This window comes from Vogesella urethralis (assembly GCF_007644045.2).
GTDB classification, from domain to species: Bacteria; Pseudomonadota; Gammaproteobacteria; order Burkholderiales; family Chromobacteriaceae; genus Vogesella; species Vogesella urethralis.
Map to the genome: position 1 here is coordinate 22,290 of NZ_VMDW02000118.1, position 23,182 is coordinate 45,471.

Annotated in this window: 25 protein-coding genes and 1 tRNA gene; 19 read left to right on the forward strand and 7 right to left on the reverse strand. The window is 63.9% G+C overall.

The genetic code is table 11. From position 1 onward, the window contains the following. Window positions 1-47: 47 nt before the first annotated feature. A complete protein-coding gene (locus tag FLQ03_RS14845) occupies window positions 48-1,178 on the forward strand; it encodes a hypothetical protein (protein ID WP_144371671.1) in 1,131 nt (376 codons plus the stop codon). Between the two features lie 62 nt (window positions 1,179-1,240). On the opposite strand, the gene FLQ03_RS14850 is transcribed toward FLQ03_RS14845, so the two are convergent. Both FLQ03_RS14850 and rpe read right to left on the reverse strand, forming a co-directional pair. Then, window positions 1,241-1,969: an SDR family NAD(P)-dependent oxidoreductase gene (locus FLQ03_RS14850; protein ID WP_144371672.1), complete on the reverse strand. Its 729-nt coding sequence runs from the start codon at window positions 1,967-1,969 to the stop codon at window positions 1,241-1,243. After that, a complete protein-coding gene (gene rpe, locus FLQ03_RS14855; RefSeq protein WP_144371673.1) occupies window positions 1,966-2,652 on the reverse strand; it encodes a ribulose-phosphate 3-epimerase in 687 nt (228 codons plus the stop codon). The genes FLQ03_RS14850 and rpe overlap by 4 nt, the downstream gene beginning before the upstream one ends. Window positions 2,653-2,794: 142 nt before the next feature. Between rpe and apaG the strand changes: the two genes are divergently transcribed. Then, window positions 2,795-3,172: a Co2+/Mg2+ efflux protein ApaG gene (gene apaG / locus FLQ03_RS14860; protein WP_240802283.1), complete on the forward strand. Its 378-nt coding sequence runs from the start codon at window positions 2,795-2,797 to the stop codon at window positions 3,170-3,172. 22 nt (window positions 3,173-3,194) lie between these two features. Beyond that, window positions 3,195-4,988, forward strand: a complete 1,794-nt coding sequence (locus FLQ03_RS14865) for an ABCB family ABC transporter ATP-binding protein/permease (protein WP_144371675.1) — start codon at window positions 3,195-3,197, stop codon at window positions 4,986-4,988. Between the two features lie 153 nt (window positions 4,989-5,141). On the opposite strand, the gene FLQ03_RS14870 is transcribed toward FLQ03_RS14865, so the two are convergent. Further along, a tRNA-Thr gene (locus tag FLQ03_RS14870) sits at window positions 5,142-5,217 on the reverse strand. A 20-nt stretch (window positions 5,218-5,237) separates the two neighbouring features. After that, window positions 5,238-5,816, reverse strand: a complete 579-nt coding sequence (locus FLQ03_RS14875; protein ID WP_144371676.1) for a hypothetical protein — start codon at window positions 5,814-5,816, stop codon at window positions 5,238-5,240. Between the two features lie 128 nt (window positions 5,817-5,944). Here FLQ03_RS14875 and FLQ03_RS14880 point away from each other — a divergent pair, with 128 nt between their 5' ends. From FLQ03_RS14880 to FLQ03_RS14935, 12 genes are all read left to right on the forward strand, one after another. Then, window positions 5,945-6,769 carry a basic amino acid ABC transporter substrate-binding protein gene (locus FLQ03_RS14880; RefSeq protein ID WP_144371677.1) on the forward strand — a complete coding sequence of 275 codons (825 nt, stop codon included), beginning with the start codon at window positions 5,945-5,947 and terminating at the stop codon, window positions 6,767-6,769. A gap of 66 nt (window positions 6,770-6,835) precedes the next feature. After that, entirely contained in the window at window positions 6,836-7,579 is a 744-nt protein-coding gene (locus FLQ03_RS14885; RefSeq protein WP_144371678.1) for an amino acid ABC transporter permease, read from the forward strand. A gap of 133 nt (window positions 7,580-7,712) precedes the next feature. Beyond that, entirely contained in the window at window positions 7,713-10,388 is a 2,676-nt protein-coding gene (gene gyrA, locus FLQ03_RS14890) for a DNA gyrase subunit A (RefSeq protein ID WP_144371679.1), read from the forward strand. Beyond that, window positions 10,385-10,858, forward strand: a complete 474-nt coding sequence (locus FLQ03_RS14895; RefSeq protein ID WP_144371680.1) for a PaaI family thioesterase — start codon at window positions 10,385-10,387, stop codon at window positions 10,856-10,858. Before gyrA ends, FLQ03_RS14895 begins: the two co-directional genes overlap by 4 nt. Beyond that, on the forward strand, window positions 10,855-11,301 hold the full coding sequence (locus tag FLQ03_RS14900; protein WP_144371681.1) for a PaaI family thioesterase: 447 nt from the start codon (window positions 10,855-10,857) through the stop codon (window positions 11,299-11,301). The genes FLQ03_RS14895 and FLQ03_RS14900 overlap by 4 nt, the downstream gene beginning before the upstream one ends. Before the next feature lie 65 nt (window positions 11,302-11,366). Further along, on the forward strand, window positions 11,367-12,452 hold the full coding sequence (gene serC, locus FLQ03_RS14905; RefSeq protein WP_144371682.1) for a 3-phosphoserine/phosphohydroxythreonine transaminase: 1,086 nt from the start codon (window positions 11,367-11,369) through the stop codon (window positions 12,450-12,452). A gap of 172 nt (window positions 12,453-12,624) precedes the next feature. Beyond that, window positions 12,625-13,842: an MFS transporter gene (locus FLQ03_RS14910; protein ID WP_206210995.1), complete on the forward strand. Its 1,218-nt coding sequence runs from the start codon at window positions 12,625-12,627 to the stop codon at window positions 13,840-13,842. A gap of 186 nt (window positions 13,843-14,028) precedes the next feature. Then, window positions 14,029-14,619: an O-methyltransferase gene (locus tag FLQ03_RS14915; RefSeq protein WP_144371684.1), complete on the forward strand. Its 591-nt coding sequence runs from the start codon at window positions 14,029-14,031 to the stop codon at window positions 14,617-14,619. 3 nt (window positions 14,620-14,622) lie between these two features. After that, complete coding sequence (gene pheA, locus FLQ03_RS14920) at window positions 14,623-15,696, forward strand: prephenate dehydratase (protein ID WP_144371685.1); 1,074 nt, start codon at window positions 14,623-14,625, stop codon at window positions 15,694-15,696. A gap of 42 nt (window positions 15,697-15,738) precedes the next feature. Further along, on the forward strand, window positions 15,739-16,326 hold the full coding sequence (locus tag FLQ03_RS14925; RefSeq protein ID WP_144371686.1) for an LOG family protein: 588 nt from the start codon (window positions 15,739-15,741) through the stop codon (window positions 16,324-16,326). Window positions 16,327-16,338: 12 nt separating this feature from the next. Continuing rightward, complete coding sequence (gene aroF / locus FLQ03_RS14930; RefSeq protein ID WP_144371687.1) at window positions 16,339-17,355, forward strand: 3-deoxy-7-phosphoheptulonate synthase; 1,017 nt, start codon at window positions 16,339-16,341, stop codon at window positions 17,353-17,355. An 18-nt stretch (window positions 17,356-17,373) separates the two neighbouring features. After that, on the forward strand, window positions 17,374-17,820 hold the full coding sequence (locus tag FLQ03_RS14935) for an OsmC family protein (RefSeq protein WP_144371688.1): 447 nt from the start codon (window positions 17,374-17,376) through the stop codon (window positions 17,818-17,820). Window positions 17,821-18,290: 470 nt separating this feature from the next. Here FLQ03_RS14935 and FLQ03_RS14940 read toward each other — a convergent pair whose 3' ends face one another. The 3 genes from FLQ03_RS14940 to dapF all read right to left on the reverse strand — a co-directional run bounded on the left by FLQ03_RS14940 (window position 18,291) and on the right by dapF (window position 20,424). Continuing rightward, window positions 18,291-18,854: a hypothetical protein gene (locus tag FLQ03_RS14940; RefSeq protein WP_144371689.1), complete on the reverse strand. Its 564-nt coding sequence runs from the start codon at window positions 18,852-18,854 to the stop codon at window positions 18,291-18,293. Continuing rightward, complete coding sequence (locus FLQ03_RS14945) at window positions 18,851-19,483, reverse strand: DUF484 family protein (protein ID WP_144371690.1); 633 nt, start codon at window positions 19,481-19,483, stop codon at window positions 18,851-18,853. The genes FLQ03_RS14940 and FLQ03_RS14945 overlap by 4 nt, the downstream gene beginning before the upstream one ends. Window positions 19,484-19,593: 110 nt before the next feature. Beyond that, window positions 19,594-20,424 (reverse strand): diaminopimelate epimerase, encoded by an 831-nt coding sequence (gene dapF / locus FLQ03_RS14950; RefSeq protein WP_144371691.1) that lies wholly within the window; start codon window positions 20,422-20,424, stop codon window positions 19,594-19,596. A gap of 118 nt (window positions 20,425-20,542) precedes the next feature. Between dapF and FLQ03_RS14955 the strand changes: the two genes are divergently transcribed. From FLQ03_RS14955 to crcB, 4 genes are all read left to right on the forward strand, one after another. Next, window positions 20,543-21,124 carry a TetR/AcrR family transcriptional regulator gene (locus FLQ03_RS14955; RefSeq protein WP_144371692.1) on the forward strand — a complete coding sequence of 194 codons (582 nt, stop codon included), beginning with the start codon at window positions 20,543-20,545 and terminating at the stop codon, window positions 21,122-21,124. 87 nt (window positions 21,125-21,211) lie between these two features. Next, complete coding sequence (locus FLQ03_RS14960) at window positions 21,212-21,706, forward strand: DUF4442 domain-containing protein (RefSeq protein WP_170252433.1); 495 nt, start codon at window positions 21,212-21,214, stop codon at window positions 21,704-21,706. A gap of 9 nt (window positions 21,707-21,715) precedes the next feature. After that, window positions 21,716-22,537 (forward strand): crotonase/enoyl-CoA hydratase family protein, encoded by an 822-nt coding sequence (locus FLQ03_RS14965; protein ID WP_144371693.1) that lies wholly within the window; start codon window positions 21,716-21,718, stop codon window positions 22,535-22,537. Between the two features lie 245 nt (window positions 22,538-22,782). Then, complete coding sequence (crcB, locus tag FLQ03_RS14970) at window positions 22,783-23,169, forward strand: fluoride efflux transporter CrcB (RefSeq protein WP_144371694.1); 387 nt, start codon at window positions 22,783-22,785, stop codon at window positions 23,167-23,169. Window positions 23,170-23,182: the final 13 nt, after the last annotated feature.

The window sequence follows — 23,182 nt, forward strand, 5'->3', positions numbered from 1 at the left end:
CTTTCTTTTGTCATGCGGCTGCGCGCGCAGCCGGCCCGGAGATGCCCATGTTTACCCCCCGCCGTCTTGCCTTGTCCGTCATGCTCGCCGTTGCCCTCACCGGCTGCGCCACCGCGCCGCTGGACGGCAAGAGCGCCGACGCTGCGGCCATCTACACGCTGCAACACAACGCGATGGACAGCCGTTACAACTTCAGCGGCGATGTGCGTGTAGCCGAGCTGCAAGTGCCGGACGAGCTGGGCCGCCTGGCCGGCAAGGAGCTGGTGGGCGAGGTGGCGAAGTCGTTTAGCATGCAGGTAAGCGGCGCCATGGACCTGCCGGCCAACCGCATCGAGCTGGTTCCAACGTTGCGCTTTGCCCGCCCCAACCTGGAAAGCTGGGTGCGGGTGCCGATGCTGTTCGACATTGCGTCACTCACCGCCTGGGTAGACGCCTCGGCCGTGGATCTGGCCTTTCCGCAACTGAAGGGCAAGCTGATCAAGGTGAGCGCCCCGCAAGACAAAGTGGCCGACCTGCCGGTACGCGCCATCCTGCGCGACATGCCGCTGATCATTGGCGAGGCTTACGCTGCGGTGGAAAAGAAAGCCTTCACCTTCCAGCCGCTGAGCGAGCAAGACCGCCAGCTGGGCGCTAGCTACCGCATTCGCCTGGCGCTGGACCCGGCGGCCGATGCCGCGCTCAGCCGCGACATGGCGGGCGGCATACTGGAGCGGGTGCAGCGTTACAGCCAGAACGACAAAGTGAAAAAATTTGCGGCCGACATGCTGGCTGACGTGGAAAGCAGCCGCGAAGCGCTGCAATCCGACAGCCAGACCGACCTGTTGATCAGCCGTCAGGCGCAGCTGTTGGGCATGCAGGAACAGCGCACGCTGACGCTGCCCAAGGTGCCGGGGCTGCGCATCGTGGTGAAGTCGCAGCTGGCGATGAGCAACCATGGCCAGCCGGTGTTCACCCTGCGCCCGGATGCGGCCAACGAGCTGACGCCGGAGCAGCTGAAGGCGCCGGACTGGTTCACCCTGTTCGGCCGCGGTAGCGCGCAGGCCGATGACGAGGCTGCCGACGCCGTGACTGAACCGCCAGCCGACGCAGCCGCCGAGGCGGTGCCGGCAGTGCCAGCCCAGCCGGCTGCCAAGGCGAAAAAGCCGGCCAAGCCGCCGCTGAAAAAACCGCGTCAATAAGCGCAGCATCCAGCAAAAAGCCGCCCGATCAGGGCGGCTTTTTTACGTGCTGGTGGCCGGGTTTACAGCTGGCGGATGTCTACCACCGGCTGGCTGCCGAACGCCGGGCTGGCCAGGTAGCGGCAGATGGCCGCGGCGCAGTCGGTGGGCTGCGTCAGCTGGCCGTCGGCCTTCAGCGCCGTGAAGCGCGGCAGGTTGGGGAAGTGTGCCGGGTCGGCGGCGCGGATCTCGCCCTGCATGCCGGTATCCACCACGCCGGGGTACAGCGACACCGCCAGCACCGGGTTGGCCGCCGTTTGTTGCTCCACCGCCAGCGTGCGGGTGAAGTGGTCCAGCCCGGCTTTGCTGGCGCAGTACACCGCCCAGCCCGGGTAAGGGTTGGCCGCAGCGCCGGACGAAATATTCAGCACGCGGCGCGGGCCGGCAAAGCCGGCGCTGTGCGCCACAAAAGCGTTGCACAGCACGACGGGGGCGGTGAGGTTCAGCGCCAGCGCCTGCTCCGCCGAGCCATCGGCAAAGCTGCCGACGCTGGCGATGGGCTGCACGGTGCCAGCGTTGTTGATCAGCGTCAGGCTGGTACAGCCGGCCAACTGGGCCAGCGCGCGCTCGGCCAGCAGCGGTAGCAGCTGGCTGTCGGCCAGGTCGGCGTCGATAGTGGCCAGTTGAGGGTGCGCCGGCAGCGGGCTGCAGTCACGCGCGATCGCCACCACGCGGCCACCGTCGGCCAGCAGCTGCGCTACCAGCGCGGCGCCTAGCCCGCGCGAGGCGCCGGTGACCAGATAGCCGTTCACGCGCGGCCAACCTTGGCCAGCTCGGCGCGCATGGCATCGATGGTGGCCTTGTAGTCCGGCGTGTTGTAGATGGCGCTGCCGGCGACGAAGGTGTCGGCACCGGCGGCGGCGATCTCGGCGATGTTGTCGATCTTCACGCCGCCGTCCACTTCCAGCCAGATCTCGCCGCCGTGCTTGGCGGTGTATTCGTCAATGCGCAGGCGCGCGGCGCGCACTTTTTCCAGCGCGTGCGGGATGAACTTCTGGCCGCCAAAGCCGGGGTTCACCGACATGATCAGCACCATGTCGATCTTGTTCATCACGTGGTCCAGGTAGCTCAGCGGGGTGGCCGGGTTGAACACCAGGCCGGCTTTGCAGCCGGCTTCCTTGATCAGGCCCAGTGTACGGTCGATGTGCTCGGAGCCTTCCGGGTGGAAGGTGATGATGTCGGCACCGGCCTTGGCAAAGGCGGCAGCCAGCGCGTCTACCGGTTTCACCATCAGGTGCACGTCGATCGGCGCTCTGCTGTGCGGGCGGATGGCTTCGCAGAACATCGGGCCCATGGTGAGGTTGGGTACGTAGTGATTGTCCATCACGTCGAAGTGGATGATGTCGGCGCCAGCGGCGATGACATTGCGCACTTCCTCGCCCAGACGGGCAAAGTCGGCGGACAGGATGGACGGTGCAATACGGTATTGGCTCATGGCGGTGTACGGTGGCAAGGCTGGGAAAGGCGGCATTGTAAGCCATCGCGGCGCGGGGGGCGATGGCTTACAATGCGAGCTTGGATTGTCATCCGCCGCCGTGTCATCGGCGCGCCAGACTGCGTTGTTACCGGGAGTTGCCGTGAGCCAGACCTACCACATTACCGTGAGTGCCGAAGCCTTCTACCAGGAAGCCGAATCCAGCGTAGCCGAAGATCGCTACGCTTTTGCCTACCGCATTACCATCCGCAATACCGGCAGTGCGCCGGCCAGGCTGCTGTCGCGGCACTGGATCATTACCGACGCCACCGGCCGGGTGCAGGAAGTGCGCGGCATGGGCGTAATCGGCGAGCACCCGCACCTGCAGCCGGGCGAGAGCTATAGCTACACCAGCGGTGCCATGCTGAATACCCCGTACGGCAGCATGAAGGGCAGCTACCGCATGGAGGCCGACGACGGCCACGCCTTTGACGCCGATATCCCCGAATTCCACCTGCTGGCGCCGCGCGTACTGCACTGAACCAGCCTGACCGAAAGCCTGCATGCGTCCTTATGTTTCCGGCAGTACCCCGCCCCCGGCCGATCGCAACGATCTGAAAACCCTGAAAACGCTGCTGCCTTACTTGTGGCGCTTCAAGCACCGCGTGCTGCTGGCGCTGAGCTGCCTGATTGCGGCTAAGGTGGCGGGGGTGACCACGCCCTTATACCTGAAAGACATCGTCGACCAGCTGTCGCTGCCGGCTACCGCGGCGATGGTGCCGTTGCTGGCGCTTGCCGGCTACGGCCTGGCGCGCTTGCTGTCCAGCGTGCTGGGCGAGCTGCGCGACGCGATCTTTGCCCGTGTGGTGCAGGGCGCGGTGCGCAACGTGGCGCGCGAGGTGTTTTCGCACCTGTTCCGCCTCAGCCTGCGCTTTCACCTGGAGCGCCAAACCGGCGGCATGAGCCGCGATATTGAACGCGGCACCAAGGGTATCGGCTTCTTGCTGAACTTCACCGTGTTCAACATCCTGCCGACGCTGATCGAGATCGCGCTGGTGGTGGGCATTCTGCTCAGCCGCTACGACGCCTGGTTCGCCATTGTGACCTTCGGCACCATTGCGCTCTACATTGCCTTTACCCTGACGGTGACGGAGTGGCGCACCGTGTTCCGCCGCAGCATGAACGAGCTGGATTCGCGCGCCAACAGCAAGGCCATCGACGCGCTGATCAACTACGAAACGGTCAAGTACTTCGGTAACGAGCGCTTCGAAACGCAGCGTTACGACGGCAACCTAGCGTCGTGGGAGCAATCGGCGATCAAGAACCAGGTATCGCTGTCGATGCTGAACGCCGGGCAGGGCGCCATCATTGCGGCCGGCGTCACGCTGATCATGTGGTTGGCCGCACGCGGCGTGACGCGCGGCGAAATGACGGTGGGCGACGTGGTGCTGGTGGCTACCTTCATTACCCAGCTGTGGTCGCCGCTGCACTTTCTGGGCTTTGTCTACCGCGAGATCCGTCACGCGCTGGCCGACATGGAGCGCATGTTCACCTTGCTGAATGTGGGGGCCGAGGTGGCGGATAGCGCCGGTGCGGTGGCGCTGGACGCGCGCCAGGTGAGCATTGCTTTCGAACAGGTGGCGTTTGGCTACGACGCCAAGCGGCAGATATTGCACGACGTCAGCTTCGAGATTCCGGCCGGCCATACCGTAGCGGTGGTCGGCGCCAGCGGCGCCGGCAAGTCCACGCTGTCGCGCTTGCTGTTCCGTTTCTATGACGCCAGCGCCGGGCGCATCACCTTCAATGGCTACGACATCCGCCAGCTAAGCCAGGACAGCCTGCGCGCCCATATCGGCATCGTGCCGCAGGATACGGTGCTGTTCAACGACAGCATCTACTACAACATCGCCTACGGCCGGCCCGACGCCAGTCGCGAGGAAGTGATCGAGGCGGCGCGTTCGGCGCATATCCACGACTTCGTGATGGGCTTACCGGACGGCTACGACACCACGGTGGGCGAGCGTGGCCTGAAGCTGTCCGGCGGTGAAAAGCAGCGGGTGGCGATTGCGCGTACCATCCTGAAAAACCCGCCGGTGCTGGTGTTCGACGAGGCTACCAGCGCGCTGGATTCGCGGACCGAAAAAGCCATCCAGGCTGAGCTGCTGAGCATTGCGGCCAACCGTACCACGCTGATCATCGCGCACCGCTTGTCCACCATTGCCGAGGCGGACTGCATCCTGGTGATGGACGCCGGCCGTATCATCGAACGTGGCACCCATCGCGAGCTGTTGGCCGCTGGCGGCCGCTATGCCGAGATGTGGCGTCTGCAGCAGGAGGGTGAGGTGCTGGAAGCGTAGGGCAGGCAGCTCTGACGTGGCGGCTGCGTGTAAATAAAGCCTGCTTGCCTTGCAAGCAGGCTTTGTCTTGCGTGCGGCGCTGGCGTCGCGTGTGGCTGTGGCACAGCCTGAATGACAAAAGCCCCGCACGTGTGTGCGGGGCTTTTGCGTATTTGGTGCCGGAGAAAGGAGTCGAACCCTCGACCTTCTGATTACAAGTCAGCTGCTCTACCAACTGAGCTACACCGGCGAAGGAGGCGAATTATGCCGTCACTTTTTTGCTTTGGCAACGCTGCGCGGCGGTTTTTTTACCGCCTTGGGCTTTTTGGCCGCTTTTTTGCGTTGGGCAACGTTCTGGCTGATGTTTTTGCGTTTGACGTTCTGGCGTGAAATCTGGCGCGCTTTACCTTGGCGGATAGCCGGCCGTTTCAGTGCCGTTGCTTTTTTACTACGAGCAATCTGCCGCGCTTTCACTTGGCCGCGCTTGCCGGTTACTTGCCGTTGCGCGCTGCGCTTGGCGGAGGGTTTGCTGGCGGCCTGCTGGCGACGTGCTTCGCGTGCCGGTTTGCTGGCGCGCGGCTTGCTTGCTTTGCGTGCCTGCTGGCTGGCCTTGTGCTTGCTGCGCTTGGCTGTGGCGGCTGCCCTGGGGGCCGGCTCCGCGGCCTTGTCGGCACTGCTGGCAGGGCTGACCGGTGGCAGATTCAGTGGTTTTGCCTTGGGCGGGCGTGCCGCCGGTGCCAACTGGAAATCGCCCGGCAGGGGTGCGTCTTCGCCTTCGGCGGCGGCTGGCGTGGCAGAAAGTGCCAGGCTAAGCGCCACGATGGACGCAATGGTGCGGGTAAATTGCATGTGAATGATTCTGCTGGTTTGGCCTCGGGGTTTTTCGCATTGTGGCCCCTGAACGAGGTTGCTATATTAGCACGCAGCCCGTTCCCACAAGGAAAAGGGTTCAGCGCCGAAAATCAAGGAGATTAGGGATGAAACAAACGAGAAGAACATTGCTGGCGGGTATGCTGTTGTCTGCTTTTGCACTGGTTGGCTGCGGCCAGAAAGCCCCGGAAGCGGCGGCTGAATCCTCTGCGCCCAAAGCCGAGGCATCCGCAGCGGGGGGTGAGGGCAAGGAATACGTCGTTGGTACTGACGCCAGCTACGCGCCGTTCGAATTCCAAACCGACAAGGGCGATATCGTCGGTTTCGATATCGAGGTGCTGAGCGCGGTAGCGGCCAAGGGCGGTTTCAAGGTGAAGTTCGTCAACACGCCGTGGGAAGGCATGTTCGCCACCGTGGAGCAGGGTGACCGCGATATTCTGGCGTCGGCCATTACCATTACCGACGAGCGCAAGCAAAGCATGGACTTTTCCGATCCGTACTTCGAGGCGCGCCAGCTGATTGCGGTAGCCAAGGGTGTGTCCGACGTGAAGTCGTTCCAGGATCTGAAAAACAAGAAAGTGGCCGTGCAGACCGGCACTACCGGCGACGAAGTGGTGCAGAAACTGCTGGGCAAGACCAACCCCAATATCAAGCGCTTCGAGAACATGCCTTTGGCACTCAAAGAGCTGGAAACCGGTGGTGTGGATGCGGCAGTGGGTGACAACGGTGTGGTCATCAACTACGTGAAGAACAACCCGCAACACGGTATGACCACCGTGGAAGACACCAAGAGCTTCGCCCCCGAGTACTACGGCTTTGTCGTGAAAAAAGGCAATGCCGAACTGCAAGGCAAGGTGAATGCCGGCCTGAAAGCCATCAAGGCTGACGGCACGTACGACCAGATTTTCAATAAATACTTCGGCGCCAAATAACAACAAGATCAGCGGCGGGTCTGCGGGCAGATCCGCCGCTTTCTATTTTAAAGCCGGGAGCAGAGCATGGATTTCCGTTGGGGCATGATTGCCGAATACGCACCCTTGTTTGTCGAGGGTGCCAAGATGACCGTGGGGATTACCCTGGTAGCTGTAGTGCTGGGGACGCTGATCGGTCTGTTCATGGGGATGGCGCGTCTGGCTGAGGCCAAGCACGGCGCGGCCAAGTATGTGTTGAAGTTTGGCGTGCGCTGGCCGTCAGCGGCCTATGTGGCCTTCTTTCGCGGCACGCCGCTGTTCGTGCAGATCCTGCTGGTGCACTTCGCGCTGATGCCGATGCTGATCCACCCAGTGGACGGCATGCTGATCGATGGCGACTTGGCGCGTGACCTGCGCCAGAACTACGGGGCCTTCCTGTCGGGCCTGCTGGCGCTGACGCTGAACGCAGGGGCCTACATTACCGAAATCTTCCGCGCCGGTATCCAGTCCATCGACAAGGGCCAGATGGAAGCCGCGCGCTCGCTGGGCCTGAGCTACGGCCAGACCATGAAGTTCGTCATCGTGCCGCAGGCGTTCCGCCGCATGCTGCCGCCGCTGGGTAACGAGGCCATCATGCTGCTGAAAGACAGCTCGCTGGTGTCGGCCATCGGCTTGGCCGAGCTGGCGTACGCGGCGCGCACCGTGGCCGGTGTGTACTCGCGTTACTGGGAACCGTATCTGACTATTTCCTTCATCTACCTGGCACTGACCATGCTGATGGCGTGGGGGATTTCGCGTCTGGAGAAAAAGCTGCACATCGGCACGCGTTAAATGTGAGGGTGCAGCACCGAAAAAGGCCGGCTTTGCCGGCTTTTTTCATGGGCGGGTCGCATTGCACAGGGGCATGCCGGACATGGCTTTGTGGTAGAATGGGGCATAATTTTTGTCTCTGATACGGATTTCCATGACCGACCAGCTTTTTGCCAAGGAAACGCTTCCCATCAGCCTCGAAGAGGAGATGCGTCGTTCTTATCTCGATTACGCCATGAGCGTGATCGTCGGCCGTGCCCTGCCGGACGTGCGCGACGGCCTCAAGCCGGTACATCGCCGCGTGCTGTTTGCCATGCACGAACTGTCGAACGACTGGAACCGGGCCTACAAGAAGTCGGCGCGTATCGTGGGTGACGTGATTGGTAAATACCACCCGCACGGCGATAGCGCGGTGTACGACACCATCGTGCGCATGGCGCAGGATTTCAGCCTGCGCTACCCGCTGGTGGATGGTCAGGGTAACTTCGGTTCGGTCGATGGCGACAACGCCGCCGCCATGCGTTACACCGAGATCCGCATGGCGCGCATTGCGCACGAACTGCTGGCCGATATCGACAAGGAAACCGTCGACTTCGGCCCCAACTACGACGGCTCCGAGCACGAACCGCTGATCCTGCCGGCACGCATTCCGAACCTGCTGATCAATGGCAGCTCGGGTATTGCGGTGGGCATGGCCACCAATATTCCGCCGCACAACATCAGCGAAGTCATCGACGGCTGCCTGGCCCTGCTGGCCAACAGCGACATGACCATCGACGAGCTGATCGACATCATTCCGGCGCCGGACTTCCCCACCGCCGGCATCATCTACGGTACCGCCGGCATCAAAGAGGCGTACCGTACCGGCCGTGGCCGCGCCATCATGCGCGCCCGCGTGCACTTCGAAGACATCGGCAAGGGCGACCGCCAGGCCATCATCGTGGACGAGATCCCGTACCAGGTGAACAAGGCCCGCCTGCTGGAGCGCATCAGCGAGCTGGTACGCGACAAGCTGATCGAAGGCATTTCCGACCTGCGCGACGAGTCGGACAAGTCCGGCATGCGCGTGGTGATCGAGCTCAAGCGTGGCGAAATGCCGGAGGTGGTGCTGAACCACCTGTACAAGCTGACCCAGCTGCAAGACAGCTTCGGTATCAACATGGTGGCGCTGGTCGACGGCCAGCCGCGCCTGCTGAACCTGAAGCAGATCATCGAAGAATTCCTGCGTCACCGCCGCGAAGTGGTGACCCGTCGCACCATCTACGAACTGCGCAAGGCGCGCGAACGCGGCCATATCCTGGAAGGCCTGGCCGTGGCGCTGTCCAACGTGGACGAGATCATTGCGCTGATCAAGGCCTCCGAAGCGCCCCCGCAAGCAAAAGCTGCGCTGATGGGCCGCGCCTGGCGCTCCGAGCTGGTGGAAAGCATGCTGGCGCGCGTGGACCAGACCCAGGCGCGCCCGGACGGGCTGGCGGCCAACTATGGTCTGCACCCCGACGGCTACTTCCTGTCCGAAACCCAGGCCCAGGCCATTCTGGACCTGCGCCTGCAGCGCCTGACCGGCCTGGAGCAGGACAAGATCGTCGGCGAGTACCGCGACATCATGGAAATCATCCTCGACCTGATCGACATCCTGGCGCGCCCGGAACGCATCAACCAGATCATCCACGACGAGTTGGCCGCCATCCGCCTGCAATACGGCGACAAGCGCCGCTCCGAGATCGAGCCGTTCGGTGGCGATATCAACATCGAAGACCTGATCACGCCGCAGGAAATGGTGGTCACCCTGTCGCACAGCGGCTACCTGAAAGCGCAGCCGGTAGGCGACTACCAGGCGCAGCGCCGTGGCGGCCGTGGCAAGCAAGCCGCCGCCACCAAGGACGACGATTTCATCAACACGCTGTTCGTGGCCAACACCCACGACTACGTGCTGTGCTTCTCCAGCTTTGGCCGTTGCTACTGGATCAAGGTATACGACATGCCGCAGGGCGGCCGTACCAGCCGTGGCAAGCCGGTTGTCAACGTGCTGCCGCTGCAGGACGGCGAGAAGATCAGCGCCATGCTGCCGGTGAAAGCCTTTACCGGTAACGAGCCGGAGCTGGACGACGACTCCGAGGTTAGCGACAAGGTCAAAGGCCCGTTCGTGTTCATGTGTACCGGCAACGGCACCGTGAAGAAAACCCCGCTGGAGGCCTTCAGCCGCCCGCGTACCGCCGGCATCATCGCGGTGAAACTGGACGAAGGCGACACCCTGGTAGGCGTCGCGCTGACCAGCGGCAGCGACCAGGTCATGCTGTTCAGCAATGCCGGCAAGGCGGTGCGCTTTGACGAAACCAATGTGCGCCCGATGGGCCGTACCGCCGGTGGCGTACGCGGCATGGCGCTGGCAGAAGGCCAGCAGGTGATTTCGCTGCTGGTGGCCAACAGCGACGAGCAGCAAGTGCTGACCGCCAGCGACGGCGGCTACGGCAAACGTACCCGTGTCGGCGAATTCCGCCAGACCAGCCGTGGCACCCAGGGCGTGATCGCCATGGATCTCACCGACAAGACCGGCCTGAACCTGGTATCCGCCAGCCTGGTGGAAGACAGCGACGACGTGATGCTGATCACCACCGGCGGCGTGCTGATCCGTACCAAGGTCGACCAGATCCGCGAAACCGGCCGTTCGGCCCAGGGCGTGCGCCTGATCAACCTGGACGAAGGCGAGCAGCTGGTATGCCTGGTGAAAGTGGCCGAGAGCGAAGACAGCGCCGAAGCCGAAGCAGGTGAGGTGACCGACGTTGCCGTGGACGCTGGCGCCGCCGAAGCCGGCGAGGGCGCAGCCGAATGAGTCACGCCGACGCGGCCAACCCTGAAGTGCTGAAGGCAATGGGCGAGCTGTTTGTCAGCTTGCCGCATTGCCGCACGCTGGGTTTTGAATACCTGGGTACCGTTGGCCGCAAGCCGACGCTGCGGGTGGCGTGGCGGGAAGACCTGGTGGGCAACCCGGCTACCGGCGTGGTGCACGGCGGGGTGATCACCTCCATCGTCGACACCACCAGCGCGGTATCGGTGGCGGCCAATATGCAGGACTACGAAACCATCGCCACGCTGGACCTGCGTATCGACTACCTGAAAGCCGCCACCCCGGGGAAGGCCATCTACTGCACCGCGGAGTGCTACCGCATGGCCAGCCAGATCGCTTTTACCCGTGCCGTGTGCTATCACGAGTCACCGGACGACCCGATCGCCCACGGTGTGGCCACCTTCATGCGCGACTCCAACCCCAAACCGATGCTGCAGGTGGAGGACAAGCCGTGAGCGACTTCATGGAAACCTTCAACCGCCTGCGCGACGAAAAGCGGTTTACCGAGGTGATCGCCGCCGTGCCGTACGCCCGCCTGATGGGCGTGGAATGTGGCGAGGACGCGGCGGGCGAGTTGCTGTTTTCGCTGCCGTTCTACGAGCGCAACGTGGGTAACACCACCTTGCCGGCGCTGCACGGTGGCTTGATCGGCGGCTTTCTGGAAAACGCCGCGCTGTTGCACCTGATGTGGAACCGCGAGTCGCTGGAAGCCCCGAAGATTGTCGATTTCTCGCTGGACTACCTGCGCTCGGGCAAGGCCCAGACGTTGTACGCCCAGTGCGAGATCACCAAGCAGGGCAAGCGCGTGGCGCACGTCCTGATCGAGGCGTGGCAGGAAGACCGCAAGAAACCGGTAGCGGTGGCGCGGGCGCACTTCCTGCTCAGCACCGGCAGCTAAACACACCAAGCCACGCTGCCAGCGTGGCTTTTTGACGACTAGAGACAAAGAGACAGAGGTCTGACATGGCAAAGGTGTACAACTTTTCGGCCGGCCCCGCCGTTCTGCCCCACGAAGTACTGGCCACGGCGCAAGCCGAGCTGCTGGACTGGCACGGCTCCGGCATGTCGGTGATGGAAATGAGCCACCGCGGCAAGGAATTCATGGAAATCATCCACGACGCCGAGCAGGACCTGCGCGAGCTGCTGCAGATTCCGGCCGGCTACAAGGTGTTGTTCATGCAGGGTGGGGCGTCGCAGCAGTTTTCGATGGTGCCGCTGAACCTGGCGCCGGCAGATGGCGTGATCGACGTGCTGGATACCGGCCACTGGTCGCGCCTGGCGGTGAAAGAAGCCAAACGCTATACCGGCGTTAACGTGGTAGCCAGCAGTGCCGACAGCAACTACGCCACCGTGCCGGCGGTGGAGAGCTGGCAGTGCCGCGCCGACGCCGCGTACTTCCACTACACCTCCAACGAAACCATCGGCGGCCTGCAGTACAGCGCCATCCCCGATACCGGCAGCGTGCCGCTGGTGTGCGACATGTCGTCCGACTTCCTGTCGCGCGAGATCGACGTGTCGAAGTTCGGCCTGATCTACGCCGGCGCGCAGAAGAACATCGGCCCGTCCGGCCTGACCGTGGTGATCGTGCGCGAAGACCTGCTGGGCCGCGCCCAGCCGCAAACGCCCACCATGCTGAACTACCAGGTGCACGCCGACGCCGACTCCATGTACAACACGCCGGCCACCTACCCGATCTACATCGCGGGCCTGGTGTTCAAATGGCTGAAGACCCAGGGCGGCATCAAGGGCATGGCGGCGCGTAACGAAGAGAAGGCCGGCCTGCTGTACCACGCCATCGATAGCAGCAACGGCTTCTACTACAGCCATATCGACGCGCCGTACCGCTCCAAGATGAACGTGGTGTTCCGCCTGAAAGACGAGGCGCTGGAAGACCTGTTCCTGTCCGAAGCCAAGAAAAACGGCCTGGTGCAGCTGAAAGGCCATCGCTCTGTCGGTGGCATGCGCGCGTCCATCTACAACGCCATGCCGATCGAAGGCGTGAAGGCGCTGGTGCATTTCATGCTGGATTTTGCCCGTCAGCACGGTTGATCACCGCCAGGTTGGCCGCATCGCGGTCAACTGCGTGTCAAAGCCCCTTTCAGACGGAAGGGGCTTTTTGTTGCCCGCTGTTCGCGTGGCTGACAAGTCTGTTTGCCGTGACCGGCTGGCAAGCGGGCACCATTCCGGCGCATGATGCCGGTTCTACCCGTGGAGAATGCCGATGCGTAACCTGTCCCCGCTCACCCTGTTGTTGCTGGCTGCCGGCGCCATCGTGTCGCTCAGCATGGGCATTCGCCATGGTTTCGGTTTTTTCCTACCGCCGATGACGCAGGCCTTTGGCTGGAGCCGCGAGACCTTTGCACTGGCGCTGGGCCTGCAAAACCTGGTGTGGGGTGCCACGCAGCCGTTTGCCGGCGCCTTTGCCGACCGCCACGGGCCGGGCAGGGTGCTGCTGGCCGGCGGGGCGCTGTACGCGCTGGGCTTGCTGCTGATGACGGTGTCCAGCACCGGCTGGCTGTTGTCCGGCTCGGCCGGTTTGCTGCTGGGGCTGGCATTGTCGTGTACCACCTATAGCGTAGTGTTCTGCGTCATCGTGCGCGCGGTGCCGGACGCGCAGCGCTCCGGCGCGATGGGCATTACCGCGGCGGCGGGGTCGTTCGGCCAGTTCATGATGGTGCCGATCGAGCGCGGCCTGATCGATAGCCTGGGCTGGCTGCCGGCCTTGCTCATCCTGGCCGCCATGGCCACGCTGCTGTTGCCGTTGGCCGCGCCGATGGCGCGCGCCTACCGCGAGGCGCCGCCGGTGCCGGCCGCCACGGGCAGCATCTGGCAGGGTATGGTCGGTGCCTTTGGCCAGGCCTGGCAGCAGCGCTCGTTCCGCCTGCTGATGGCCGGTTATTTCGTGTGCGGTTTTCAGGTGGTGTTCATCGGTGTGCACTTGCCCGCCTACCTGCGCGATCACGGTCTGGCCGGCGGCGTGGCCAGCATGGCGCTGGCGCTGATCGGGCTGTTCAATATCGGCGGTACCTATACTGCCGGCAAGCTGGGTGGCCGCTACGCCAAACCTTACCTGCTGGCCGGTATCTACTTTGCCCGCACCGTGGTGATCGGCTTGTTCCTGCTATTGCCGCTGTCGTCGCTGTCGGTGGCGCTGTTTGCTGCCGCCATCGGCTTTCTGTGGCTGTCCACGGTGCCGCTGACCAACGGCGTCATCGTCAGCCTGTTTGGCGTGCGTAACCTCGGCATGCTGTCGGGCGCGGTGTTTTTCTCGCACCAGGTCGGCAGTTTTCTGGGGGTGTGGCTGGGCGGGCTGATCTACGACCACACCGGCAGCTACGACATCGTATGGGGCATGGCCATGGTGCTGGGCGTGCTGGCCGCTGCGGCCAACCTGCCGGTGAAGGAAGTGCCGGTGGCGGTGCAGGGGGCCAAGGCGTGAAGTGGCTGCTGGCAGCGGCCTTGCTGCTGGCGCTGGCGGCCGGCCTGTGGGCTTACAGCCGGCCGGACTTTATTGTGGGCCTGGGCAATACCATCGCCGGCTGCTTCTAGCAGGGCGGCCGGGTTGGCCGCATGGCATCGCTGCCGTACACTGTGCACGACAAAAGCATGGCGCAAGGAGGCCAGCATGCTGACACAAACCCATTTGCAACAATTGCAGCTGTTGTGGCAACAGGGCGAGCAGTTTGACGCCAGCCACAGCGAGCGGCGCGAAAAGCGCCTCAACATCACGCCGGATACCGGCAAGTTCCTGTATCAGCTGTCGCGCAGCCGTCGCGCCCGCACCGTGCTGGAAATCGGCACCAGCAACGGGTTTTCTACCGTGTGGCTGGCGCTGGCGGCCAAGGCGCACAAGGGCAGGGTGTTCACCATTGATGTCTCGGCGCACAAAACGGCGCTGGCGCACGCCACGCTGGAGGCGTTTGGCGTCAGCGATATGGTGGATGCCCGCACCGGCGACGCGTTTTCCCTGCTGGCCGACGCCGACGACGAGTCGGTGGATATGCTGTTCCTGGACGCCGATCGCGCAAGATATGCAGGCTATTGGCCGGAAATCACGCGCATCATGGCGCCGGGTGGGCTGGTGGTGATGGATAATGCCGTGTCGCATGCTGCCGAGTGTGCCGATTTTATTGCTGCGGTGCTTGCGACGCATGGCTATCTCGCGGAAACTTACCCTATCGGAAAAGGCCAATTTGTCATCCTGAAAGACCTCTGAATCGTGTCAGACGACCTCCTCAAGCAGCATCGTGACGCCATCGACCAGATCGACGTCGACATCCTCCATCTTCTTAACCAGCGCGCCCAGCACGCTCGCGATATCGGCGAGATCAAGGGCGGCGGCATCATCTACCGGCCGGAACGCGAAGCGCAGGTGCTGCGCCGCATCAAGGCACTGAACCCCGGCCCGCTGCCGGGCGAGTCGGTGGCGCGGCTGTTCCGCGAGATCATGTCCGAATGCCTGGCGCTGGAAAAGCCGCTGTCCATTGCCTATCTGGGCCCGGAAGGCAGCTTTACCCAGCTGGCAACGCTGAAGCACTTTGGCCACGCCGCGCGAACCGTGGCGTGCAGTTCGATCGACGAGGCATTCCGGCTGGTGGAATCGCGCGCGCTGGATTACGTGGTAGCGCCGGTGGAAAACTCCACCGAAGGCGCGGTAGGCCGCACGCTGGACCTGATGGTGAGCACGCCGCTGAAAATCTGCGGCGAGGTGGTACTGCGCATTCATCACCACTTGCTGCGCAATACGCCGTCGCTGGACGGCATCCGCCGCGTGTACGCCCACGCGCAGGCGCTGGCGCAATGTCACGAATGGCTGAACAAGAACCTGCCGGCCAATGTGGAGCGCATTTCGGTGGCCAGCAACGCCGAAGCCGCCAGGTTGGCCGCAGAAGACGCCGACTGCGCCGCCATTGCCGGCCAGGCTGCAGCCGAACGCTACAACCTGACCAAGCTGGCCGAGAACATCGAAGACGAGCCGAACAACACCACGCGTTTCCTGGTGCTGGGCCATCAGGAAGTGGGCCCCACGGCGCAGGACAAAACCTCCATCATCGTGTCTGCCCCTAACCGCCCCGGCGCCGTGCATTCGCTGCTGGAACCGCTGGCGGCCAACGGTGTCTCGATGACCAAGCTGGAGTCGCGGCCGTCGCGTGCGGGGCTGTGGGACTACGTGTTCTTCATCGACATGGAAGGTCACCACAGCAGCGACAATATTGCGCAGGCCTTGCGCGAACTGGGTGAACGCACCTCCTTCGTGAAGGTGCTGGGCGCCTACCCGCAAGCCGTACTGTAACGAATCGGCGGCCGCCAGCCGGCGGCTGCCAGAAAGACCCTCATGAGCATCCAATCCGTTTGCCTGTTTTGCGGCTCCAATAGCGGCGTGCGCCTGGCTTACAAGCTGGCCGCGCAAGAGCTGGGCCGTACCCTGGCCGCCCGCGCCATTACCCTGGTGTACGGTGGCGGCAATATCGGCCTGATGGGCGAGGCCGCCGACGCCGCGCTGGCCGCCGGCGGCCGTGTCATCGGCGTGATTCCGGGCTTCCTGAAAGAGAAAGAAGTGGCCCACCAAGGCCTATCCGAGCTGCACGTCACGCGTACCATGCACGAGCGCAAGGCGCTGATGGAAGACCTGTCCGGCGGCTTCATCGCCTTGCCTGGCGGCTTTGGTACCTACGACGAGCTGTTCGAGATGCTGACCTGGGCGCAGCTGTCGGTGCACAGCAAGCCGATCGGCCTCTTGAATGTGGACGGTTTCTTCGACCCGCTGCTGGCGATGGTGAAACACGGCGTCAACGAAGGCTTCGTGCGCCCGAGCCACCTCGACCTGTTTGTGGTGGCCGATAACCTGCCGGACCTGCTGGACGCGATGAACCACTACCGTGGTGCGCCGGAAGGCAAGTGGCTGTCGCATGACAACATCTAGCCGGAGCGCGGCATGATCATCGTGATGGCGGCGCAGGCCAGCCCTGCCCATATCGATGCCGTGGTGGCCAAGATCCGCGCCGCCGGCCTCAGCGAGCACCTGTCGCGCGGTACCGAGCGCACCATCATCGGTGCCGTGGGCGACGAGCGCGTGCTGTCGGCCGACATGTTCGAAACCATGCCCGGTGTCGAGCGTGCCATGCGGGTGCTGAAAGACTACCGCATGGTGTCGCGCGAGGTACGGCCCGACAACACCGTGGTGTCGGTGCGCGGCGTACAGATTGGTGGCGCGGCCATCCAGCTGATCGCCGGCCCCAGCGCCATCGAAAGCGAGGCGCACATGCTGGCGTTGGCCGCGCGCCTGCAGCAAAGCGGCATCCGCCTGCTGCGTGGCGGTGCCTATAAGCCGCGCACCAGCCCCTACGCCTTCCAGGGCGTGGGTGAGGCCGGCCTCGGTTACCTGCGCGACGCGGCGCGCCGTTACGGCATGCCGATGGTGAGCGAGCTGCTGGATATCCGCCTGCTGGATACCTTCCTTGAGCACGACGTGGACGTGATCCAGATCGGCCCGCGCAATATGCAGAACGTGGAGTTGCTGAAAGAGGTTGGCCGCATCAACAAGCCGGTGCTGTTGCATCGTGGCGTGGCGTCCACCCTCAGCGAGTGGCTGATGGCAGCCGAGTACATCGCTATCGGCGGTAACCACAACATCGTGTTTTGCGAGCGCGGCGTGCGCAGTTTCGACACCGCCAGTCGCCACGCGTTGGACATCAGCGCTATCCCGCTGCTGAAGCGCGAAACCCACTTGCCGGTGCTGGTAGACCCCAGTCACGCCGGTGGTCGCGCCAGCCTGGTGGCACCGCTGGCCTGCGCGGCGATTGCGGCGGGTGCCGATGGCCTGCTGCTGGAAGTACACGACGCGCCACAGCACGCGCTGTGCGATGCCGAACAGGCGATCACGCCCGACGCACTGGATGAACTGCTGGCGACATTGCGGCCACTGGCGGCCGCAGTGGGACGCACGCTGTAGCAACAAGGGAGACCCGGCATGAGCGATACCGCCCGCGTGGCACTGGCCCAACTGCAGGATTACCGTTTTGAAAACCACTTCGACGGCGGCCACGTGCTGATCACCGACGAGCCGGCGCCGCTGGGTAGCGATACCGGCCCGTCGCCGTCGCAACTGCTGGTGGGGGCGGTGGCCAACTGCCTCAGCGCCAGCCTGCTGTTTGCCGCCCGCAAGTTTCACATCGTGCTGGAACCGCTGGCGTGTGAGGCCAGCGCCACTATCGGGCGTAACGAGCGTAACCGTATGCGCGTGACCGGCATCAGCGTGACGCTGCGCTGCGGCAGCTCGCCGGCCGGCCACCCGCAGCTTGCGCGCCTGCTCGACAGCTTCGAGGATTTCTGCACCGTTACCCAGAGCGTGGCGGCGGCCATTCCGGTGTCGCTGACGGTGCTGGACGCGGACGGCAGTGTGCTCAAAAGCAGCTGATTGTAGCCGAGCCCAAAACAAAACCCGCCGGTTGGCTAATGCCAGTCAGTTAGGCGAATGTGCTTGGTTTCAAGTAGCAGGACGTGAGTGAAGCGCCCCATCCCGTTGGCGCGAGCCGGTCAAAATGGTGCGCCCCAGGGTTGTCCTGAGCGAATCGAAGATTCGCACGCGCAAGACGCCGATTTGTTTGAGCCCCGAGCCGTTAGCGAGGGGCGAGTTCGGCGGCGCCTGGGGCGTGCCATTTTGGACGGGGTTTCGAGCAGCCCCGGGTTGCGGGGGAATGAAAAGGGGGCGGCAATCCGCCCCCTTTCCCGTTTGCCGGGCGGAACCGGCATGTAAACATTGTCCGCATAGCGGACACACTAGCGCATTTCAACGCAACAAACCCCTAATAAAATAAACGCCAGTCAGCGTTAACTGACTGGCATTCCGTCCGCAGGCGGGTTTTGTGTTGTCTGTTGCCGGCGGGCTTACAGGTGGCGCAGCAGCAGCGGTACGCTCAGCTCGGCCATCCAGCCCAGCAGCAGCGGTGCGGCCAGCGTGGCCACCAGTACCGCTAGCCAGCTGAAGCCGCCCTGGCGGCGCGACAGCCACAGGCAGGCGCGGTAGATCAGGTAGGCACCTGCCGCTACCAGTGGCGGCAGCATGGCGTAGGCTTGCGCCGGGCGGCCGGACAGCAGCGGCGTCAGCAACAGTACGCCGGCGTGCAGGCACAGCTGCGATAGCACATAGACGCGCAATAGCGGCGGTATGCCGTCCAGCGACAGGCCGTTGCGGCCAACCTTCAGCGTGGCCAGCGCTAGCAGCAGCGCGCCGGTGCCGACCCAGGCGTAGGGGTAGAGCAGGGGCAGCCAGACCGGCACCATCGGCAGCGTGGGCAGTGCCAGGCGGCAGACGATGCCGACCATCAGGAAGGCCAAGGCAAACGCCAGCGCGGCGGTGAGGTTGTCGCTGGCGATCAGCCGCCACAGCGCGTGCAGGGTGTACAGCACCAGCGGCAGTAGTAACAAGGCACTGGAAAAGGCAGGATTCATGCTTTGAGTACGCGCAGCATGGCCAGCGAAATCAGCTCGCCCATTTGCGCCAGGTAGTGAGTTTGCATGTCGAAGCTAAAGCGCTGGGCGTCGTCGCTGGCGATTACCACGATGCCGAACGGCTCGGTGCCTTCGCGCAGCGCCAGCTGGGCGAACGATTGCAGCACCGGCACCGCCGGGAACCAGCTGATGATCTCGTCGTTGGCGTAGGGGCCGCAGTAGGGGGCAGACAGGTTGCCGGCCAGCAGGCGGACATCCTGGCGGGCGTTGTACAGCTGGGTATCGCTGGCCGCGTCGTGCCACAGCCGTACCGCCACGCGGTTGAGGCCGAAGTGCTCGGCAAACACCTGCAGGATGGCGGCGTGCACATCGCTTAGCGTGGCGGCCTTCATCAAGGCCAGGCTCAGCTTGTGGGTGCGCGCCAGGGTCTGGTCGTTCTGCTCGCCGTGGCGTACCAGCTGTGCCAGGCGTGCTTCCAGCTGGCGGTTGCGGTCCTTCAGGTCCAGCAGCTGGCGGTCGGCAAACGATACCACGCGCTCTTGCACCGGCTTCAGGCCGTAGCGTTGGGCGTGTTCGGACAGGAAGTCCGGATGGCTATCCAGATACGCCAGTACGTCATCAGCTTCCACTACGCAGCTCCTCTTGCATGGGGTTGGATAAAGCATGCGCCTGCTACGGGGCAGGCGCCTTGAACAAACGCAAGCCTGATGCCGCTGACGTGCCGGGCACGCGCAGCCGCTCAGACCTCGATTTCGCCGTTGAACACGGTAACGGCCGGGCCGGTCATGCGTACCGGCTGGCCATCGCCTTGCCATTCGATGTGCAGGTCGCCACCGCGGGTGTGGACGGTAACCTTGCTGTCCAGCAGGCCGCGACGGATACCGGCTACTACAGCGGCGCAGGCGCCGGTGCCGCAGGCCAGGGTTTCGCCGGCACCGCGCTCGTACACGCGCAGCCGCACTTCGCGGCGGCTGACAATCTGCAGGAAGCCGGCGTTCACGCGTTCCGGAAAGCGGCTGTGCTGCTCGATCAGCGGGCCTTGCTGCGCCACCGGCGCGGTGTCCACGTTGCTGACTACTTGCACCGCGTGCGGGTTCCCCATCGATACCACGCTGATGTCGATGGAATCGTTGCCTACTTGCAGCGGGTGGGTGATGGCATCGCCCTCTGCGATGAATGGAATGTCCAGCGGGGCAAAGCGCGGCGCGCCCATGTCGACGGTGATCAGGCCGCCTTCGCCCAGCTCCGGTACGATGACACCGCGCGCGGTTTCCACGCGGATGGCGCGCTTGTTGGTGAGGCGTTGTTCGGTGACGAACTTGACGAAGCAGCGCGCACCATTGCCGCACTGCTCCACTTCGCTGCCGTCGTTGTTGAAGATGCGGTAGCGGAAGTCGTTTTCCTGCGACTGCGGGGCCTCTACCAGCAGCAGCTGGTCGAAGCCGACGCCCAGATGGCGGTCGCCCAGCTGGCGCAGGCGTTCTGCGCTGAGGGTAACGGTTTGTCTGACGCCATCGATGACTACGAAGTCATTGCCCAGGCCGTGCATCTTGCTGAACTTGAGTTTCATTGAATTTACCGCGTGTTCTGGGGCCGTTTCGGCCTCCATCATAACGTATTCGGCATGGCTGTCCATGTGCATGCGGGGCTGCATTGACACCTTACTGACCAGTAAGTAGAGTCGCGGCATGAAGCCTGAAACCGACGCGCGCACCGATACGCGCAAGAAGATCCTGGACCTGGCCGAGGTGCTGATGCTCTCGCGCGGGTTCAATGCCTTTAGCTATCAGCACATTAGCGGCGAGCTGGGCGTGCGTAACGCCGCCATCCATTACCACTTTCCCAAGAAAACCGACCTGGGCGTGGCTCTGATCGAGCGCTACCGGCGCCGCTTTGCCCGCTACGTGGAAGCGCAAGCCGGCCTGTCGCCTGTGGTACAGCTGGCACGCTATTTCGAACTCACCGACAACTATTACGACAAGCAGCAGATTTGCCCCAGCGGCATCCTGTCTGCCGAGCTGCACACGCTGCCGCCGGAGATGCAGCAGTGCACCGCGCAGTTTGTGGAAGAAATGCGCGCCTGGGCGGTGGACATCGTGCGCCGTGGCCAGCAAGCCGGCGCCATGCAGTTTGCCGGTACGCCGGAAGGCATGGGCACCATCGTATTTGCCGCCATGCAGGGCAGCCTGCAGCTGGCACGGCTGGACGGTGGCGCGCTGGACGAAGTGAAGCAGCAGATTCGTCTGCTGCTGGGGATCACCGCATCCTGACCCGGCAGGGGGGCTGCTTGCGGCCAACCTTGCCAATCAACCATAAGGCTGCCCAAGCAGCCAGCAACGACACGAGAAGGGCAATTCATGACCACACCGAAAAACAGCATGTGCCGCATGGTGGACAAGACCGCCAGCCTGCCGACCGGCCTGCGCTCCTGGGTAATTACCCGCATGTTCGGCAAGTTCGTCCCGTTCCTGGGTACGGCCGGCCTGGTGTTCGAGGAAGTCAGCCGCGAACGCATGGTGGTCAGCGTCAAGAACCGCAAGAAGGTGCAGAACCACATCAAGGGCCTGCACGCCGCCGCCATGGCGCTGCTGGCCGAAACCGCCACCGGTTTCGTAGTGGGCATGAACGTGCCGGACGACAAGCTGATGCTGCTCAAGTCGATGAAGGTCAGCTACTACAAGCGGGCGCAGGGCAATATGCGCGCGGTAGCCACGCTGCCGGCAGCGCAGGTGCAACGCATGCTCACCGAAGACAAGGGCGACGTGCTGGTGGACGTGGTAGTGACCGACGAATCGGGCGAATCGCCGATCGTGTGCGAAATGGTCTGGGCCTGGGTGCCCAAGAAGCGCTAGGAGGCAGCGATGAGCAGCTATACCACCCTGCAATTGACGCTGCACGGCGCCGTGGCGCACGTGGCGCTGAACCGCCCGGACAAGGCCAACTCGCTCAATGAGGCGATGTGGCAGGAACTGCAGCAAGCCATGGAATGGTGCGACGCCGAGCCCGGCGTACGCGCCGTGGTGCTGTCCGGCAACGGCAAGCATTTCTGTGCCGGCATCGACCTGTCGATGCTGATGAACATGCAAAAGGCTATCGAGGAAGACTGTGAAGCCCGCAAGCGCGACAAGCTGCGCCGCATCATCCTGGGCCTGCAAGCCAACGTGAACAGCCTGGAACTGTGCCGCAAGCCGGTGATTGCCGCCATCCACGGCGCCTGTGTCGGCGGTGCGCTGGACATCGTACTGGCCGCCGACATCCGTCTGGCGGCCGAAAACGCGCTGTTCAGCGTGCGCGAAGTGGACGTCGGCATGGTGGCCGACGTGGGGACGCTGCAGCGGCTGGGCCGCGTGGTGGGCGAGGGCAATGCGCGCGAGATGGCGCTGACCGCCCGCGACGTGAAAGCCGCCGAAGCCGAGCGCATGCATCTGGTGAACCGCGTGCTGCCGGATGCCGACGCAGTACTGACCGAGGCGCTGGCGTTGGCCGCCGCCATCGCCGCCAAGTCGCCGCTGGCGGTGCAGGGTACCAAGGAAGTGCTGAACTACAGCCGCGACCATAGCGTGGCTGACGGCCTGCAGCATGTGGCCAACTGGAACGCGGCCATGCTGATGTCGGAAGATATCCAGCTGGCGGTGATGGCGGCCGTGACCGGCGAAAAGCCACAGTATCGCGACCGCGAGTGAGACCCTGCCGGCACGGTTAGTACCGCATGCGGTACGGCAGCCCGCGTCGTGGCGGCACACCAACCGGGCACCTCGCAGTGCCGCAAACAAGCGCTGCTTGCCTGGCAAGCAGCGCTTGTCATTCATGCATGACTTATTAGCCGTGCAAGCTGGCGCTTGTTGTACCCGTTGTCGTTACCCCGCTTGGCGCGCCGCAGGGGCTGGGCTAAAGTGGCGGCTGCTTTCATCCTGACGGAATCCCGTACGTGCTAGCCATCCTTTCCATCAGCGTGGGCGCCGCGCTGGGCGCCATCCTGCGCTGGTTGTTGTCGGTGTCGCTGAACCTGCTGTTCCCGGCCCTGCCGCCCGGTACACTGGTGGCCAACCTGCTGGGCGCCTACCTGATCGGCGTGGCGCTGGCGGTGTTTGCGGCCAACCCGCAGCTGGCGCCCGAATGGCGCTTGCTGGTGGTAACCGGCTTTCTGGGTGGGCTGACCACCTTTTCCACTTTCTCCGCCGAGGCAGTGGCCTTGCTGCAGCAAGGCCGCTGGGCCTGGAGCCTGGCGCACATGGCCAGCCATCTGGCCGGCTCCCTGTTGATGACGGCGCTGGGGCTGGCCAGTGTTGGCCTGTGGCGCCAATGGTGGCGTTAAGCGAGCCACCCGG

What these genes read in the sequence shown, in the direction of transcription:
- FLQ03_RS14845 (WP_144371671.1), top strand. Translation starts at nt 48, where the DNA reads ATGTTTACCCCCCGCCGTCTTGCCTTGTCCGTCATGCTCGCCGTTGCC.
- rpe (WP_144371673.1), bottom strand. Translation starts at nt 2,652, where the DNA reads ATGAGCCAATACCGTATTGCACCGTCCATCCTGTCCGCCGACTTTGCC.
- FLQ03_RS14865 (WP_144371675.1), top strand. Translation starts at nt 3,195, where the DNA reads ATGCGTCCTTATGTTTCCGGCAGTACCCCGCCCCCGGCCGATCGCAAC.
- FLQ03_RS14875 (WP_144371676.1), bottom strand. Translation starts at nt 5,816, where the DNA reads ATGCAATTTACCCGCACCATTGCGTCCATCGTGGCGCTTAGCCTGGCA.
- FLQ03_RS14880 (WP_144371677.1), top strand. Translation starts at nt 5,945, where the DNA reads ATGAAACAAACGAGAAGAACATTGCTGGCGGGTATGCTGTTGTCTGCT.
- FLQ03_RS14885 (WP_144371678.1), top strand. Translation starts at nt 6,836, where the DNA reads ATGGATTTCCGTTGGGGCATGATTGCCGAATACGCACCCTTGTTTGTC.
- gyrA (WP_144371679.1), top strand. Translation starts at nt 7,713, where the DNA reads ATGACCGACCAGCTTTTTGCCAAGGAAACGCTTCCCATCAGCCTCGAA.
- FLQ03_RS14895 (WP_144371680.1), top strand. Translation starts at nt 10,385, where the DNA reads ATGAGTCACGCCGACGCGGCCAACCCTGAAGTGCTGAAGGCAATGGGC.
- serC (WP_144371682.1), top strand. Translation starts at nt 11,367, where the DNA reads ATGGCAAAGGTGTACAACTTTTCGGCCGGCCCCGCCGTTCTGCCCCAC.
- FLQ03_RS14910 (WP_206210995.1), top strand. Translation starts at nt 12,625, where the DNA reads ATGCGTAACCTGTCCCCGCTCACCCTGTTGTTGCTGGCTGCCGGCGCC.
- FLQ03_RS14915 (WP_144371684.1), top strand. Translation starts at nt 14,029, where the DNA reads ATGCTGACACAAACCCATTTGCAACAATTGCAGCTGTTGTGGCAACAG.
- FLQ03_RS14925 (WP_144371686.1), top strand. Translation starts at nt 15,739, where the DNA reads ATGAGCATCCAATCCGTTTGCCTGTTTTGCGGCTCCAATAGCGGCGTG.
- aroF (WP_144371687.1), top strand. Translation starts at nt 16,339, where the DNA reads ATGATCATCGTGATGGCGGCGCAGGCCAGCCCTGCCCATATCGATGCC.
- FLQ03_RS14935 (WP_144371688.1), top strand. Translation starts at nt 17,374, where the DNA reads ATGAGCGATACCGCCCGCGTGGCACTGGCCCAACTGCAGGATTACCGT.
- FLQ03_RS14940 (WP_144371689.1), bottom strand. Translation starts at nt 18,854, where the DNA reads ATGAATCCTGCCTTTTCCAGTGCCTTGTTACTACTGCCGCTGGTGCTG.
- dapF (WP_144371691.1), bottom strand. Translation starts at nt 20,424, where the DNA reads ATGAAACTCAAGTTCAGCAAGATGCACGGCCTGGGCAATGACTTCGTA.
- FLQ03_RS14955 (WP_144371692.1), top strand. Translation starts at nt 20,543, where the DNA reads ATGAAGCCTGAAACCGACGCGCGCACCGATACGCGCAAGAAGATCCTG.
- FLQ03_RS14960 (WP_170252433.1), top strand. Translation starts at nt 21,212, where the DNA reads ATGACCACACCGAAAAACAGCATGTGCCGCATGGTGGACAAGACCGCC.
- FLQ03_RS14965 (WP_144371693.1), top strand. Translation starts at nt 21,716, where the DNA reads ATGAGCAGCTATACCACCCTGCAATTGACGCTGCACGGCGCCGTGGCG.